Source organism: Brevundimonas sp. AVps23W (genome assembly GCF_058681395.1).
The window spans coordinates 1650737-1667509 of sequence record NZ_CM178738.1 but is presented as its reverse complement, the minus strand read 5'-3'; the positions used below and the strand labels follow the sequence as shown (position 1 = coordinate 1667509).

Genomic DNA, 16773 nt, shown 5'->3' with positions numbered 1-16773 from the left:
TTCGGATCAGTAGGAATAGGCCAGGCGGACGAGGAAGTTCCGACCGGGCTCCATATAGTCCTTCTGGTACGAGGGGCTCTCGCCCTTGGTCGTGTAGTAGCGATGGCCGTCCAGGATGTTCTGGACGTCGAAGTCCATCGTCAGACCCGGGCGGAAGTTGTAGCGCGAGTGGAAGTCCAGGCTCTTGTTCGGCTGGACCCATTTATCGACGGCGTTGTCGCGCAGGTCTTCGATATAGGCGCCCTGATACTGATAGGACAGGCGGGCTTCGAAGCCGTACTTCTGATAGGTCAGCGAGGCGTTGTAGATCAGGTCCGGCGCCTGGATGAACGAGATCGACCGGCCCTTGCGGTAGTCGATACCGGTCTCGGCCTCGCTGACCTGACTGGTCAGATTGGCCTCGACCCCGAAGCCGTCGAAGGGCGCGCCCATGCCCTCGAAGGACTTGATCAGGTTCAGTTCGACGCCCGTGATCTTGGCCGTCTCACCGTTCTTGGGTTGGCTGATGGTGATCGTGCCTTCCTTGGTGTCCGCATCGACCGCGCTGTTGTTGGTGAAGATGAAGTGGTCGATCTTCTTGTGGAAGACGCCGATCGACACCAGGCTGGAGCGGTCGGGATAATATTCCGCCGAGAAATCGAGGTTCAGGGCCTCGGCGGGCTTAAGGTCCGGATTGCCCCGGCTGATCGAGGTGATTTCACCCAGGGCCTCGCCCGGCCTCCGTTCTGCCCGGCCGACGCTGACTCCGCGCGAGATATTGCTGAACTCCGGCCGCGAGAAGCTGGTCCAGATCGCGCCGCGATAGACGAAGTTGTCCGAAGGACGATAGATCGCCGTCACGCTGGGCAGGACATTGGTGTACTGGCTGTCGGTGTCGCCGAAGCCGGTTTGGTTGCCGTCTTCGATCCAGTTGGTGTTGCTGACTTCGGTGTGCTCGACCCGCACCCCGGCGACCACGTCCAGGGCGTCGAACTGGAAGCTCGCCAGGCCGTAACCGGCGTAGATGGTCTCTTCGCCGCGCTTATCGCTCGAGTTCAGATCGGCGTAGGAATAGTTGACCGGATTTGCCTTCTGGGCGGCTTCGATGGCGGCCGTCACCTTGTCGCGGTTGAGGATGGCCCCGTAGTAATAGCGGCCGTTCAGAACGCTGGAGACCTCGCGGTCGATCAGGCCTGATTGACCCAGGCTCTTGCCTGCCAGGGGCGTGTTGGCGAAGGATCCGCCCCAGATCGGGGTGGCGTCGTATTCGCGCTCGGACCGCAGGATCTTCACCCCCGCCTTCAGATGACGGACGACGCCCTCCATGTCGTAAACCGCATCGAAGCGGAAGGCCGTGCGCGCGTCGGTCTGTTTGTCGCGGCTACGACCACCGCCGTCATAGGGCAGCAGATTGGGATCGCTCTGCGCATTCTCGGCGAAGGCCGGCAGTTGCGGCATCGGGAAGCGCGGATCGTAGGACGACCACAGCAGGCCGGTCTGGTTGAACGGAGCCGAACAGGCGTCGCAGTTGTAGCTGATCGAGAAGCTGTCGGGTCCGCCCTTCTCGCCCGCACTGTAGCTGAGGTCATAGTCCAGGGTCAGGCGGTTCAGACGGCTTTGGCCGCCGAGGTTGATGGTGCCCAGGGTCGAGGTCTGGTCCAGGGTCTGGAAGGTGCGGGCGAACTGGAAGGTCTCGGGCTTCCACACGCCGGACCGCCCGTACAACGACCAATAGGACGAGCTGCTCTTGCGGTCGGCGTCGGTGATCAGGCCATCGGCGTCGAAGTCTTTGATCTGGGCGGTGGTGTAGCTGTAGACGCGCCCCTTGGCGCCGTAGCCGACCACAGCGTTGTCGGGCTGGATCAGGCTCGTGTCTTCCACATTGACCTGCTGCAGCCGCTTGGTCTTGCGGCTGCGGAAGTCGGTGTAGTCGTTGGTGCCGGTCCGTTCCAGACGGCTGTACTGACCGCGCAGATAGAAGTCGTTCGTGTCGCCGCGATAGTCGAGCGAGAAGTTGCCCCCGAACCGCTCTTGCTCGATGCGGCGGTAGTCGAGGTCGATGCCGGGCAGGTACATCGAACGGTCGTCGATCTCCTCCGTGCTGTTTTTACGCCAGTGATAAGGCTCCCACTCGCCGTCGTTTTCGGTTTCTTCGTTCAGGCTGTTGCTCTTGCCATAGTTGAACGAGACGAAGGCGCCGAAGCGGCTGTCGGAAGACAGGCGGCTGGCGAAGTCCATTTGGATCTGGCCCGAACCGTCTTCTTCCCCCTGTTCCTGCGCACGGTCATTGATCCCGTAGCTGAGGAAGGCGCGCGCCACCGGCTTGGTGAAGTCGAAGGCCGTCGGGGTCTCGAAGTTGACCGAACCGCCGATGGCGTCCCCGTCCATGTCCGGCGTAAGGGTCTTGGAGACGGTGATGCTCTTCAGACCATTGGGCGGCAGGACCGTCATCGACATCTTGCGGCTGTCGGGATCGGTCAGGGCGACGCGGACGCCGTTGATCGAATAGGCGTTGAAGGTGCCGGCCAGACCCCGGACCGAGACATATTCGCCCTCGCCGGTCTCCTGGTTGACGACGACGTTGATGCCGGGCGCGCGGGCCAGGGCGTCGGCGACGTTGGCGTCGGGCAGTTTGCCGAGGTCGTCGGACGAGATCACGCTGGAGACCACGCCCGACTTGCGCTGCGCCTCGATGGCGTTGGCGGTGCTGAGGCGCTGACCGGTGACGACGACCTCGTCCAGCTCGGGCGCAGCCGGGGCCTGGACTGTCTGGGCGTGGGCGGACGAGGCCGCAAGAACGGCGGAGCCCGCCAGAAGCACCGCGCGCAGATTGGCGCCGGCGAAGACTTGATTATGAACGGCCCGCGCGCGGGCGATGACATGACGTGACATGACTGTCTCCATTGATACTGATGTGTTTCGGGTCGGCCGATCAGGGTCAGCGTCAGGCAGCCGCCAGCGACCAGCGGCGCGCGTGCGCGCCCTGTCGTGTCGATCACCTTGTTGGATCCCTCGGCCGATTATGTTCGGCTGTAACGACGTCGCGTCAGGCGACGTCGGTCATATTCTTGCTGGTCCGCCTATCCGGACCGGCGACGATTGAACCACTTACTCATTCAACAACCCCCCATTCGTTGAAATGAAAACTAGGTTTCCGCCCTGCGGGTGATCAGGTCGCAGAGAAGCTCGCGATAGGCCTCGAAGTCGGCGACCTCGACGCCCTGGGCCTTGCCCAGTTCGTCGTAGCGCCGCAGCCGAAGGGCGGCTTCGGCCGCCGGCAAGACCATGAATTCTTCCACCTCGGCCGGGCTCATCGGCCCACCCTGCAGGGCCAGGCTCTGAAGCGAGGCGGCGCTGAGACGATCGACATAGCCCGGCGCAGTCGTCGCCAGACACCGTTTGGCCGCAACGTGAAGCCGCACCGGCTCGGTCACCTCGGGCCCGAAGGCGCGCGACAGATAGCCGGCGCTGATATGTTCGTGGCGGGTGTCGATGCCGCGATCGGCGGCGTCCTCGCCGGCCTTCTGCATCATATGGCCGACATCGTGCAGCAGGGCCGCCGCGACCAGGGCCGGCGGCGCCCCGTCGACGCGCGCATGGTGCGCGGTCTGTACGGCATGCTCCATCTGGCTGACGTCCTCGCCGTAATGCAGCCCGCCCAACCGGGTGAACAGCTCCAACAGTTCGGAGAAGAAGGCGTCGGCGTCCACAGGAGAAGTCATTGAAAGTCCGTCTTGAAACTGGGTCGAAATCGAGCTGGCGGCCAGGGCGTGCGTCATAGACGCATGCGCCCGATGGCCGGGTCGGTACGGCTTGAACGACCGGTCTCCACATGACCGGCCAGGCGTTGGATGAAGGTCGGATCATCGGCCAGTGTCACGGTCAGATCGTACCAATGATCGCTGCCGCGCAGATCCCAGGCCGTACGAACCGCAACGCCCGGCTTGAGCGCCAGCGGGCGACGCGCCTCGCCTTCGGACAGGGGATAGGCCGCGTCCATTTCTAAGGTCGCGAGGGGCGCCGCATCGGCCGCCCCGATCACGCCGACTGTCAGGAATCCCCTGGGATCGGTGGAGATGGTCACCTGGGGCTGAGGCCGACCAGCGTCGCCGGCGAACCGACGATAGAAGCCGTTCGGACCGTGAACCGTCAGATCATAGACGCCCGGCCGGCCGTCGTTCCAATGTCCTGCCGTATAGGTTTCCCCTGCGCCCAGGGTGAAGCGCCAGGGCCCGGCGCGGTCGGCGCCGTCGAACACCTGGAAGACCGCGCCGGTTCGGCCGGTGTTGACCAGATCGATCAAGACCGCCCCATCGACGACCCGAACCTCGGCGGCCAGCTCATAGGGCAAGGGGCGCGCGCCCCGCTGGGGTCCGTCCTGCACGGCCGGCGTCTGGCGCTCGGGAATGCGCAGGCTGGGCGCGGCCTTGGACTGGGCCACGCGCTGCATGTAGTCGGCCGTGGCCGGTAGAGACAGGGCCGCCCAGTCCTGGTTCGGACGCGCAAAGTCGAAGGCGGAGGTCAGGTCGCCGCAGACCGTCCGGCGCCAGTCGCTGATGTTCTCTTCCCTCACCCCGAACCGCTTCTCCAGGAACTGGAGCGTTGAGGTGTGGTCGAACACTTCCGAACAGACGAAGCCGCCGCGGCTCCAGGGTGACACCACGATGGCGGGCACCCGGATGCCCAGTCCCAGCGGATGAGCGCCGCGATGAGACGGGTCGGCGTCAGGGCCATAGATCTTGGCTTCGCCGGCGACGGAGACCGTGCTGTAGCCCTGGTCGAGCGTCAGGGGCGGCATGGGCGGCTGAACATGGTCGTAGAATCCGCCAGCCTCGTCATAGTTGACGATGAAGACCGTCTTGGAAAAGACCTCCGGATGATCGACCAGGGCCTCGATCAGCTTGGCGCAGACGTGTTCGCCCTTCGACGGCTCGGCCCGGGGATGTTCGGACAGATCCGCCGCCGTGACGATCCACGACACCTGGGGCAACCGCCCGCCGGCGATGTCGGCGCGGAAGGCCTCCACCAGTTGCTCGCCGTCGGAACGGGTGCGGTCCGGGCCGGTCTTGTCTTCCGACACCCAGGCGCGGCCGCGCTGATACAGGGGCGAATCCTTGGGACACGGCCGGAACGGCTTGAACACCGACAGGATGTTGTCGCCGAAATTGTCGTACTCCTGATAGACCTTCCAACTGACGCCCGCCGCCTGGAGCCGTTCGGCGTAGGTGGTCCATTCGTGCGAACCGCGGGCCATCGGCCTGTCCTCGGCCATGTCGGCGCTGGGGGTCTCGTCCTCGCCGTAGTTGCTCATCTCCGGATCGCCGCCGACCTTGCCGCCGCCGTTGCAGCCGGTCCAGAGGTGGAGCCGGTTCGGATAAGTCTGGGTCTGGGTCGAGCAGTGGTAGGCGTCACAGACGGTGAAGGCGCTGGCCAGAGCGTAGTAGAACGGCAGGTCCGAGGCCTTGTAATAGGCCATCCGCTTATGCAGCTCGCCTGAATGGCCCCACTGGTCGTACCGGCCGCCGTTGACGATGGTGATGGCGGCCTTGTGCCCCTGGTCCGATCCATCGACCGTATAGGCGTTGGTGGTGCGTGAATCCCCATGGAAGGGGATGACGAAGCCGTCGGGGTGCTGGTCGCTGGGTTGACGCCAGACACTGGCGCCGCCCGGCAATCTCTGCGGTCGCGGATCGCCGAAGCCGCGGACCCCGTTCAGAGCCCCGAGATAGTGATCGAAGGCGCGGTTCTCTTGCATGAAGATGACCACGTGCTCGACGTCCATGATGGTGCCGGTGGCGTTGTTGGCCGGAATGGCCATCGCCTTGCGCACCGTCGCCGGCAGAAAATTCAACGCTGCGCCGGCCGCTACGCCGCCCAGCGCGCCCCGCAGGAAAGACCGCCGATCATTTGACATGGATCAAATCCCCCTCTTCAATTTTGGTATAGACCAGTTGGAGGGCGACTTCGGCGAAATTTTCGTGAACCTTGAGCGGCGAATGGCTGAACCGTCAGGGTTCTGATTCGGTTCGCTTGACCCTTGGGGCCTGACTTCTCATTTTCCGATCAGGCGGGAATCGACCGTCGATCGAGCGATTCCATGACGCAGCCGGACAGTCTCCATTACCTTGGAGTGCGCGACGCCATCGCCGCGCGGATCGCGGGGGGAGAGTTGAAGCTCGGCGAACGCCTGCCGTCCGAACGTCAGTTGCAGGTCGGCGGCGGCGTAGCGCGCGGCACGATCCGCGAGGCTCTGTTCCAGTTGGAGGCCGAAGGGATCATCTATCGCAAGGACCGCAGCGGCTGGTACGTCTCTCCGCCACCGGTCGTCTATGATCCGACCCGCTGGGAAGGTTTCATGTCCTATGTCGAAGCGCAGGGCCGACACCCGGAGACGGAGACCCTGAGCAAGACCGAAATCGCCTGCACCCCGGTCCTGGCCCCCATCTTCGGCCGCCCGGTCGGCGCGCCGATGTATCGCATTCGCCGACGGCGTTCGGTCGACGGCCGCGCCGTGCTGGTCGAGACCATCATCGTCGACGCCGCCATGGCCCCCGACCTGCTCAGCCATCCGCTGGACGGCTCTCTGACCAGCGTCCTGAAGTCCACCTACAATATCGCCGTGGCCCGCAACCGGGTGGACATGCAGCCCTGCGCCCTGACGCGGGGCGAGGCCGAGGCGCTTCAGGTCAAGTCGGGACTACCCGGACTGAATGTGGTCCGCACCAGCTATGACGCCCAGGGCCGGGTGGTCGAGTTCGATCGCGAATACTGGCGCCATGACGCCCTGAAGATCAGCGTCGATATCAGGGTGCGGTAGAGGCTGATCTACGCGCCGCCTCGGCCTCCAGGGCGGGGATCAGGTCGGCGACGGTGTCGATGACCAGGTCGGCGCCGGCGGCGCGCAGGCTATCGGCGGCGACGCCCAGCAGGATCGCCCGCTCCGGGGCCTCCAGCGCAGCCAGGGCCTGGGCGGTCAGGCCGACCATATTGCCGGACGCCGCCACCCCGACGGTGAAACAGCCGGCGTTACGCCCTTCGGCGATCCCCACCGCCGCATCATCCACCTTGACGACACGCGACAGCGGCCAGACGCCCAGGTCGGCGCAGGCCTTATAGATCATCAATGGCGAAGGCCGCCCCTGCGGCGTCTCATGGGCGCAGACCACCAGGTCGGGTGCGTAACCCTGATCAGCCGCGCGCGGCAGGATCGCCTGCATCATCTCGCGAGTGTAGCCGGTGCAGGAGGCGACCTTCAGTTCCAGACCACGCAGATGCGCCACGGCGTCGGCGGCGCCGGGAATCAGATCCGCCGTCTCCTCGGCGAGACGGATCATCGGCGCCTGAAGTTCAGCCATCACCTGATCGACGGCCTGTCGGTCGGGAGCCGCGCCGTGAGCCGCCTGCCAGGCCTGGCTGACCCGCGGCTGTTCGAACAGGGCGCGGACGTGGTCGGCCTTGGCCCGGCCCATGTCGCGCCGCGCCTCTTCCTCCGTGACGGGAACGCCGAGGGCGGCGAAGGCCTCCATCAGCGCCAGCACGGGCGCCCGGCTGCCGAAATCGACCATGGTGCCGGCCCAGTCGAAAACGACCATGTCGAAGCTGTCGCGGATGGAGGTCATGGTTCAAAAGTCTCCTGAAACAGGTCTGCAATCACCTCTTCACCAAAGGCGAAGGCGGTGGAGGCGCCGTTGCCGGCGGTGATGAGGGCCAAACGGATACTGGGGTCAGGCGCCGCGATCAGATCGGCCTTGGCCCCGCGGGCGTAGGTTCCGGTCCAGCGCTGGAGAACCGCCGGCGCGGGCTGACCGGTGGCGGCGCGCCATTCGTCGAGGATCAGTTGATCGACCGCCTCGCTGGCGAACGGATCAGGGGTGTCGGCGTCGTGATGGCTGTCGCCCACGACCAGGGCGCCGTCGGCGTCCTGGACCGCGATCAGATGAACCCCGTCGGCCAGGGCCTGGCCCTGTTCGGCCTCCAGCCGCGCGCGTAGAGCGGTCGCCTCCGGCAGGTCGGCGTAACCGCCGTAGCGCACCAGCCCCAGGTCCGACATGAGGGGCGCAGGCAGGTCGAAGCCGGGCGAGGCCAGCCGCATCATCTGCAGTTTGCACCGCGCCAGACCGGCCTCGGCGAGCGCGCCGGGAAACAGGCTGACCAGATCGTCGCCGGGACAGACGACGGTCCGCTCGGCCTCGATCACGCCCCGACTGGTGACCACATGCGGCGGTTCGACGGCCTGAACAGCGGTCTGACGCAGGAAATCGACCCCAAACCGACCCGCCAGCCATGCGGCCAGACGCGGAACGGCGAGCCGCGAATCCACGCGCAGCTCGTGCGGGCTCCAAAGGGCCGCGACCGTTTGGGGTCCGATGATCTGGGGCGCCTGCGCACGCGCCTCCTCCGCCGTCATCAGCCGACACCCTTCGCCCATTTCGGTGGCCATAAAGGCCTCCAGCACGGCGACGGCCTCCGGTCGACGCACGGGCAGCCACAGGCCGCGCTGCAAGATCGGCACATCCGCCTCGCCCGCCACCTCGTCCCAGACGACACGGCTGCGATGAGCGCGGTTCCACACCCGGCCGCGCGGCTGACCTGTGACGGTGACGAACCCGAAATTGCGGATCGAGGCGCCGTTCGCCTGGGCGTCGCGGTCGATCACCACGACCGAAAGACCCCGCCGGGCCGCCGCCAGGGCGCAAGCCAGGCCGACGATTCCCGCCCCGACCACAGCAACCTCGTAACGTCCCTTCATCCCGCTATTCCCCGTCATTCAAGCGTCGCAGCAGTGGTCTAGACCACGCCTGTGCAACGGGATGATGTCAGATGATGAACCGGATGAGACTCTGGCTGGCCAAGGCCAACCCTGTCGTCTTTGTCCTATTCGCAGGCATGGCGGGCTTCTGCGCCTATTTTTCGATGTACGCCTTCCGCAAACCCTTTACGGCGGCGACCTTCGATGTGGTGGCGGGCTGGGACTTCGCCCTGGACTACAAGATCGCCTTGGTCATCGCCCAGGTCGCCGGCTACGCCCTGTCCAAACTGATCGGCGTCAAGGTCATCGCCGAGATGCCGGCCGAGCGCCGGGCCGTCGCCATCATGGTCTTGATCGGCATGTCCTGGCTCGCCCTGGTTCTGTTCGCCCTCGTTCCCGCGCCCTGGAACGTCGCGGCCCTGTTTCTGAACGGCCTGCCGCTGGGTCTGATCTGGGGCCTGGTGTTCGGCTTCATGGAGGGACGACGCACCAGCGAGGTTCTGGGCGCGATCCTGTGCGCCAGTTTCATCCTTTCATCCGGGGTCGTGAAGTCGGTCGGAAAGGCCTTGATGGTCGATTGGCAGGTCAGCGCCTTCTGGATGCCTGCCGCCGTCGGCGCCGTCTTCATGCCCCTGCTTGCCGTCTCGGTCCTGGCCCTCGCCGCCCTGCCCCCGCCCAGTCCGGCGGACGAAGCGGAGCGGGGCGCGCGCCGGCCGATGATGGCCAGGGAACGCGCCGCCTTTTTCGCGGCCCATTGGCCGGTGCTGCTACTTCTGGTCGCCGCCTATGTAATGCTGACGGCCTTCCGCGATCTGCGCGACAATTTCGCCGCTGAAATCTGGCAGGCCTTGGGTTACGGCGACGCGGCCTCGGTCTTCACCGCCAGCGAGGGACCGGTGGCGGCCCTGTCGCTGGTGGCGATGGGGGTGATGATCACGGTCAAGAACAACGGCCGCGCCCTACTGCTCATGCACGGGGTGATCTTGGCCGGTTTCACCCTGCTGGGCGCCTCCACTCTGGCCTTCCAGCAGGGACTGCTGTCGCCGATCAGTTGGATGATCGCCGGCGGCGCAGGTCTCTATCTCGCCTATACGCCGTTCAACGCCATGCTGTTCGACCGGATGATCGCCTATTCCGGCACCGTCGCGACCGCCGGCTTCCTGATCTATATGGCGGACGCCACCGGCTATATGGGCAGTGTCGCGCTGCTGCTTTTCAAGAATTTCGGCCCTGTAGACCTGCCTTGGCTGCCCTTCTTCGTGACTGCCGCATACGCCACCAGCTTGGCGGGCCTGCTATTGGTCGGAGGCGCAACAGTCCTGTTCCTGCGAGACCGTGGAGCCGGAAGCTCCGCTTCTTAAGAGACCATCCCTTCTGAAACGCGATGGCTCAGCCCTCGGCGGACGTCGTTTTGCGGGATAGCTGGGGCAGGACGATGAAGACCAAGCCGGCCGCGATGGTCAGGCACAAGGCCGGGAACAGCATCGGCAGGATGTCGCTGCCGGTGGCCTGTTTGATTGCGGGCACGACGGTCTGGGCGACGAAACCGCCGAGGTTGCCGATGGAGTTGATCGCGGCGATGCCGGCGGCTGCGCCCGCGCCCCGCAGGAAGGTCGGCGGCAGGCTCCAGAACACGGGCTGGGCGGCGAAGATGGCGGGGGCGGCGATGCACAGCAGGGCGAACTTGGCCACAGCCCCTGGAACCACGACGCTGAGCACCAGACAGGCGGCGCCCAGCAAGGCGGGCCCCGCGATATGCCAGGCGCTGTGGCCCACGCGGGCGGCGTGACGCGGCAGCCACCACAGGGCCAGGCCGACCAGGATCCAGGGAATGACGTTCAACATGCCGTTGACGGTGTTCGAGACCCCGAACCCCTTCACCACCGTCGGCAGCCAATAGCTGAGCCCATAGGCGGCCAGCGGGAAGCCGACGTACATCAGGGCCAGCAGCAGCACCCGGCGATCCAGCATGGCGCGCCAGGCTGCGGCGTGGCCGGTGTCAGGCGTGGCGTCCGCCTCATCCTGTAGCGTGCGTTCGATCCAGGCCTTCTGCTCGGCCGCCAGCCAGGGCGCCGACCCCGGTCCGTTCGGCAGACGCCAGAGCACATAGGGGGCCAGCAGCACGGCCGGGATCCCGGTGGCGATGAAGACCCATTGCCAGCCCGCCAGGCCGAACAGCCCGTCCATGTCCAGCAAAGCGCCGCCGATCAGGGCGCCGACCGCGTTGGCGACGGCGCTGGCGATCATAAAGGCGCCGATCATCCGCCCGCGGTGGGCCTGGGGGTACCACAGGGTCAGCACATAGAGGACGCCTGGGAAGAACCCGGCCTCGGCCGCGCCCAGCAGGAAACGCAGCACGTAGAACATCGCCGGACTGCTGGTGAAACCCAGGGCGACGGTGATCAGGCCCCAGGTGGCCATTATGCGGGTGAACCAGACCCGCGCGCCCACCTTGGCCAGCACCAGATTGGCCGGCGCTTCGAACAGGAAATAGCCGATGAAGAACAGGCCGGCGCCCAGACCATAAACCGCCTCGCTCATCCCCAGGGCGTCGGCCATCTGGAGCTTGGCGTAGGAGACGTTCTGCCGGTCGATATAGGCGATCAGATACATCAGACAGAACAGCGGCATCAGTCGCGCCGTGATCCGTCGCAACGTCGATTGGCCAATGGGCTGCGTCATCGATCTATCCCCCGTCGTCGCCTCCCGCTTTCTCGGCGCCTTGCGGTGCGGGCTTTGCGACGATCAAACCATGGCCTAGGGGTAATCGACACTTGTTGAGAACGCTATCAGAGATTTCACCATGGTTCTGAAACGGCTCTGCATCGCCCTGACCGCCGGTCTGGTCTGGATGTCTCTCTCGACGGGCGCCGGCGCCCAGATGATCGACGCCCCATCCCCACGCGTCCGCGAGTTGCTGGGCCGCATGACCCTGGACGAAAAGATCGGCCAGCTGAACCAGGTGCCCGGCGGGCGCCAGCGCGCCCTGAACTCGCGGCTGGACGCTGCGGCCTTGGAACGGGTGCGGCGGGGCGAGATCGGCTCCTTCCTGCACGTCGCCGGCGCGGCCCAGATCCGTGAACTGCAACGCATCGCGGTCGAGGAGTCCCGGCTGGGCGTGCCGCTTCTGTTCGGCATGGATGTGGTGCACGGCTACAAGACCCTGTTCCCCGTGCCCCTGGCCCTATCGGCGAGCTGGGATCCGGCTCTGGTTCAGCAGACGGCCCAGGTGGCGGCGGTCGAGGCGACGGCCGCCGGCCTGAACTGGACCTTCTCGCCCATGGTCGATATCGCGCGTGACGCCCGTTGGGGCCGGGTGGTCGAGGGGGCGGGCGAAGACCCGTACCTCGGCTCGGTCCTGGCGACGGCCCAGGTGCAGGGCTATCAGGGCGCGTCCCTGGCCGACCCGGCCTCGATCCTGGCCACCGCCAAACATTTCGTCGGCTATGGCGCGGCGGCGGGCGGTCGCGATTACGACAGCGCCGACATCTCCGACCGCACCCTGCATGAGGTCTATCTGCCGCCCTTCTACGCTTCGGCCCAGGCTGGCGCGGGATCGATGATGACCGCCTTCAACGACATCGCGGGCGTGCCCCTGACGGCCCATCCGGCCCTGGTGCGCGGCCTGCTGCGGGACCAGTGGAACTATGACGGCCTGATCGTCAGCGACTGGAACGCCATCCCCGAACTGCTCAACCACGCCGTCGCCGGCACGCCGCAGGAGGCCGGCGCCCTGGCCCTGCGGGGCGGGATCGACATGGACATGGCGGGCGGCCTGTATTCCGCCCAGTTGAAGGGCGCGATCGAGGCCGATCCGACCCTGCTTCCGCTGCTGGACCAGGCCGTCGTGGCGGTGCTGACGGCCAAGGAAAGACTGGGCCTGTTCGACGATCCCTATGGCCGCGCTGATCCGGCCCGCGAGGCCGAGGCCATGCTGACGCCGGCGCATCGCGATCTGGCGCGGGAGGCGGCCCGCCGGTCCATCGTCCTGCTGAAGAACGACGGCGACCTGCTGCCGCTTGCCGCCTCCGCCCGACGCATCGCCGTGATCGGCGCCCTGGCGGAGGACGCCAACTCCTCGCTCGGCAGTTGGCGCGCCCAGGGCAAGGTCGAGGATGTCCGTCCGCTGATCCCCGCCCTGCGCGAATCCCTGCCCCAGGCGACCATCACCTACGCCCAGGGCTATCGTTCAGAAGCCGCCCAGGCCATTGCCGTCACCGCCGCCGGCGAAGGAGCGCAGGCCGTGCACGAGATTTCCGACGCCCAGGCCCTGGCCGAGGCGGTCGAGGCGGCGAAGGCGTCGGACCTGGTCCTGCTGGTGGTCGGCGAGCATTTCGACCGATCCGGCGAGGCCCGCAGCTATACCGACATCGGACTCAGCGCCGCGCAGAACACGCTGGCCGCCGCCGTGCTCGACACCGGAAAACCGGTCGTCGTCCTTCTGATGAACGGTCGGCCGCTGGCCATCCCGGATCTGGCCCGCCGCGCCCCGGCCATCGTTGAGACCTGGTTCCTGGGCGTCGAATCCGGCCCGGCCATCGCCGACGTCCTGACCGGCCGCGTCTCGCCTGGAGGTCGCCTGCCCATAAGCTTCCCTCGCGCCAGCGGCGCGGCGCCCCTCACCTACGCCCACCTGCCGACCGGCCGACCGGCCGCCGAGGATCTGACGCGCGACACCGCCCGATATCGCGACCAGCCGATCACCCCCCTGTTCGCATTCGGCCACGGCCTCAGCTACGGCCGTTTCGAATACGGCGACCTGCAACTTAGCAAAACCGAGATCTCCGCCGACGGCGCGGTCGAGGTCAGCGTCGTCGTGCGCAACACCGCGTCCGTCGCCGCCGACGAAGTGATCCAGCTCTATGTCCGCGACCCGGTCGCCGTCGTTTCCCGACCGGTGCAGGAGCTGCGCGGCTTCCGCCGGGTCGCCTTCGCGCCGGGCGAAGCCAAACGCGTCCGCTTCACCCTGACCCCCGCCCAGGTCGCCTTCTGGGACGCCGACGGCTGGCGCATCCAGCCCGGCGCCATCCAGGTAATGATCGGCGCTTCCTCCGCAGATATCCGCGCGAGAGGCGAGTTCACCATCACATCCGAAGGCCGCAGCGACATCCCCGCTGCGGCCATCCAAACGCCATCGACGGAGGAGCCGGTCCGCTGAGAATCGACCCCGCTGCGGCTAGGCGCGCTGGGTCTCCGCCGACAGGATCACGGAACAGGCGGGGAAACTCGGGCGCCGCGACAAGCACCACCAGCCGACCTTCCGAACAGCCGGAAAATCCCGGGCGGCCAAGGCTGGTGTCATAGTCGAAGGCAGTACGCCCGCCCGGCCTCCGCGATCAACTCTCTGGTCGCCTCCGCTTCAGTCGAAAGCTTTGCTTTTGGGAGGAATATCAAGCCCATTGCCACGAGTCCGGTCGTTATCTACGCTTACACCTGAACGAAAGAAGAAATCTCGACATGAATAGATCCATCGGCGTGACCAGCGAGCGCCTTGGACGCATTGTCGAAGAAGCCGCAAGAGAAGTTTATATATTCAGTGAAAACGATTTCTATTTTCGACTTGTAAACAAGGGCGCGAGAGACAATCTGGGTTACACCGCAGAAGAACTCTCTCGCCTGACTCCCTGGGACCTAAAACCGAACATCAGTCAGGCCGACTTCCTTAAGCTTGTCAGACCGCTCAAATCTGGCGAGATAGACAGGCTCGACTTCGACACAACCCACAAGAGAAAAAACGGCACTGAATACGACGTATCCGTCAAGCTTCAGCTCTTTGACGATGGAGATGACGCGGTTTTCTATGCCGCCATTCAGGACACGACAGATTATCGTCGGGTCGAAGCCGAACTGAGAAGCACAGCGAACCGCTTGGATGTCATTCTAAGCAATACAACCATGGCTGTTTTCCTGATGGACGAACGGCAACATTGTGTGTTCATGAACACGGCGGCCGAAAAGCTGACGGGCTATGCGTTCCACGAAACGACCGGGCGCCCGCTCCATGATGTTATTCACCACACCTACCCCGACGGCTCGCCCTTCCCCCTCGCGGAATGCGCCATCGACCGCGCCTTTCCCGAGAAGGCCGGGACGCAAGGCGAAGAGATCTTCGTTCACAAGGACGGGTCCTTCTATCCCGTCGCCTTCACCGCCAGTCCGATTTACGACAACGGCGCCAAGGTCGTCGGAACCGTCATCGAAGCGCGCAATATAAGTGAGCAGAAGCGCAACGAGGAGGCGCGTCGGCTGCTGATGAACGAAGTCGATCACAGGGCGCGCAACGTCCTTTCGATCGTCCAGTCTCTCACCCGACTGACCCGCGCCGAAGATGTCGAAAGCTATAAGGAAATCCTCGCCGGGCGGATCGGCGCCCTCGCCCGCGCGCAGACCTCCCTGGCCAGTCGCCGTTGGGAAGGTGGACGGCTGGAGGATGTAATCAACGAAGAGCTGGAAGCGCTTTGCCCGAAGGACACCGTGGACACGCACGGCCCGGAGGTCAGGCTGTCGCCTGAGCAGGTTCAGCCCCTGAGCATGCTGCTTCACGAGCTGGCCACCAATGCGAACAAATACGGAGCCTGCAGCAATGGCGGCGGTCGTGTCTCGGTGACCTGGACGCTGCACGAACGTCAGGTCAGAATTCAGTGGCGTGAAGCGGGCGGCCCGCCGGTCGCCCCTCCGACGCGAGAAGGCTTTGGATCCTCTCTCAAGGCGAATGTGGTCCGCCAGCTGGGCGGCGCGATGACCCGCTCGTGGCGGGCTGACGGCCTGGTCGTGGACATCACCTTCCCTCTTGAATCGCTATGACCGCCGACTGAAGGCGTCGGCCAAGCTCAGAGGTAGCGCATCCAAGGCTGCGAACTGCGCCGTTTGACCCCGGCAAACCAGCGACAGGCGAACCAGCAGGGAACGGCGACAGCGGCCGCCATGACCCACAGCCACCCCACGCCGGGAAGCCCGAACCCGTCGCCCTGATTGGCGCCGAACAGGGCGAGCCCCGCCAGGTTGAGCAGGTGCAGCCCGTACAGGTGGATCAAATAGAAGAACAGGGGCGCGCCGCCGAACACGGCCAGCAGGCCGACCAGCCGTTCAGGCGCACGCTCCAGCCCCGCCAGGACCAGGGCGCCGACGCCGAGCGTCAGCAGCAGGAAGTCCGCCGACGGCGGATATTTGGTCAGGTTCAGCAGGCTCATCACCGTCTGCACCGGCGTGGCCTGCACGGCCCAGGGCGTGGGGTCGCCGTACAGGTTGATCGCCCGCAAGACGACGAACAGCGCCAGGGCGCCCAGGCCGGCCACGGCCAGCCGACGCAGCCGCGCCGCCTGCCCGCCCACGAACCAAGGCCCGATCCCGTAACCCAGGGCGGCGACCCCGATCCAGGGCAGCAGCGGATAGGAGGTCCGGGCCTGCGCGCCCCAGGGCAGATCGATGAAGCCGCGATCATGCAACACCGCCCAAAGCGCGTGACCGGCTTGGCCCGCCGTGATCGTGACCGGGTCCAGCAGATTATGTCCCAGGACGATGATCAGCCCCACGGCGATCAGCACCGGTCGCGGAAGATGCACCAGGGCCGCCAGGGCGATCATCGACAGACCGATGGCCCAGATGACCTGAAGGTAGACGATCTGCGGCGTGAACGAGAAGGTCCAGGCGAAACTGACCACCGTCAGCTCCAGCACGACCAGAAACAGCCCCCTTTTCAGCAGGAAATCAGACGCGGCCCCGGCGCCGTTTCCGCCCTGAGCGGCCTTGTTCCCGTACAGCCAGGCGCCCAGTCCCGTAAGGGCCAGGAACACCGGCGCGCACAGATGGGCCGACAGTCGGGTGAAGAACAGGGCCGGAGACGTCGTCTCCAGATCCATTGGGTCGGAGACCTGAGCGTGGATGAAGAAAAATTCGCGCGCATGATCGACCAGCATCAGCAGGATGACCAGGCCGCGCAGGGCGTCGATCGAACGGATGCGGCCGCCCGAACGCACGGGTTCGGACGAGACGGCGGTTTCGGACACAAGCGTTGCAGCGGTTGACATCATCAGGCGGAAGCGGAT

11 protein-coding genes are annotated in these 16773 nt (G+C 65.8%); 4 read left to right on the top strand and 7 right to left on the bottom strand.

What is annotated here, in order from left to right; translation table 11 throughout:
• Positions 1–6: 6 nt before the first annotated feature.
• The 3 genes from ACW177_RS08175 to ACW177_RS08165 form a co-directional block, all read right to left on the bottom strand.
• Positions 7–2871: a TonB-dependent receptor gene (locus tag ACW177_RS08175; protein ID WP_492025237.1), complete on the bottom strand. Its 2865-nt coding sequence runs from the start codon at positions 2869–2871 to the stop codon at positions 7–9.
• A gap of 254 nt (positions 2872–3125) precedes the next feature.
• Positions 3126–3701 (bottom strand): HD domain-containing protein, encoded by a 576-nt coding sequence (locus ACW177_RS08170; RefSeq protein ID WP_492025236.1) that lies wholly within the window; start codon positions 3699–3701, stop codon positions 3126–3128.
• A 53-nt stretch (positions 3702–3754) separates the two neighbouring features.
• Complete coding sequence (locus ACW177_RS08165) at positions 3755–5893, bottom strand: phosphocholine-specific phospholipase C (protein WP_492025235.1); 2139 nt, start codon at positions 5891–5893, stop codon at positions 3755–3757.
• A 183-nt stretch (positions 5894–6076) separates the two neighbouring features.
• On the opposite strand from ACW177_RS08165, the gene ACW177_RS08160 reads away from it, so the two are divergent.
• Positions 6077–6796 (top strand): UTRA domain-containing protein, encoded by a 720-nt coding sequence (locus ACW177_RS08160; RefSeq protein ID WP_492025234.1) that lies wholly within the window; start codon positions 6077–6079, stop codon positions 6794–6796.
• Here ACW177_RS08160 and phnX read toward each other — a convergent pair.
• Positions 6783–7598, bottom strand: a complete 816-nt coding sequence (gene phnX / locus ACW177_RS08155) for a phosphonoacetaldehyde hydrolase (protein WP_492025233.1) — start codon at positions 7596–7598, stop codon at positions 6783–6785. The two genes, ACW177_RS08160 and phnX, sit on opposite strands and share 14 nt — an antisense overlap.
• Positions 7595–8728: a TIGR03364 family FAD-dependent oxidoreductase gene (locus tag ACW177_RS08150; RefSeq protein WP_492025232.1), complete on the bottom strand. Its 1134-nt coding sequence runs from the start codon at positions 8726–8728 to the stop codon at positions 7595–7597. The genes phnX and ACW177_RS08150 overlap by 4 nt, the downstream gene beginning before the upstream one ends.
• A gap of 74 nt (positions 8729–8802) precedes the next feature.
• On the opposite strand from ACW177_RS08150, the gene ACW177_RS08145 reads away from it, so the two are divergent.
• A complete protein-coding gene (locus ACW177_RS08145) occupies positions 8803–10089 on the top strand; it encodes a DUF5690 family protein (protein ID WP_492025231.1) in 1287 nt (428 codons plus the stop codon).
• A gap of 28 nt (positions 10090–10117) precedes the next feature.
• Here the strand turns inward: ACW177_RS08145 and ACW177_RS08140 are convergent, their stop codons facing one another.
• On the bottom strand, positions 10118–11410 hold the full coding sequence (locus tag ACW177_RS08140; protein ID WP_492025230.1) for an MFS transporter: 1293 nt from the start codon (positions 11408–11410) through the stop codon (positions 10118–10120).
• A 121-nt stretch (positions 11411–11531) separates the two neighbouring features.
• Here ACW177_RS08140 and bglX point away from each other — a divergent pair, with 121 nt between their 5' ends.
• On the top strand, positions 11532–13886 hold the full coding sequence (gene bglX, locus ACW177_RS08135) for a beta-glucosidase BglX (protein ID WP_492025229.1): 2355 nt from the start codon (positions 11532–11534) through the stop codon (positions 13884–13886).
• A gap of 299 nt (positions 13887–14185) precedes the next feature.
• The gene (locus tag ACW177_RS08130; RefSeq protein WP_492025228.1) at positions 14186–15532 is read left to right on the top strand and encodes a PAS domain S-box protein; all 1347 of its coding nucleotides are present in this window, start codon (positions 14186–14188) and stop codon (positions 15530–15532) included.
• 26 nt (positions 15533–15558) lie between these two features.
• Here the strand turns inward: ACW177_RS08130 and ACW177_RS08125 are convergent, their stop codons facing one another.
• On the bottom strand, positions 15559–16734 hold the full coding sequence (locus tag ACW177_RS08125; protein WP_492025227.1) for an acetyltransferase domain-containing protein: 1176 nt from the start codon (positions 16732–16734) through the stop codon (positions 15559–15561).
• Between the last annotated feature and the right edge of the window lie 39 nt (positions 16735–16773).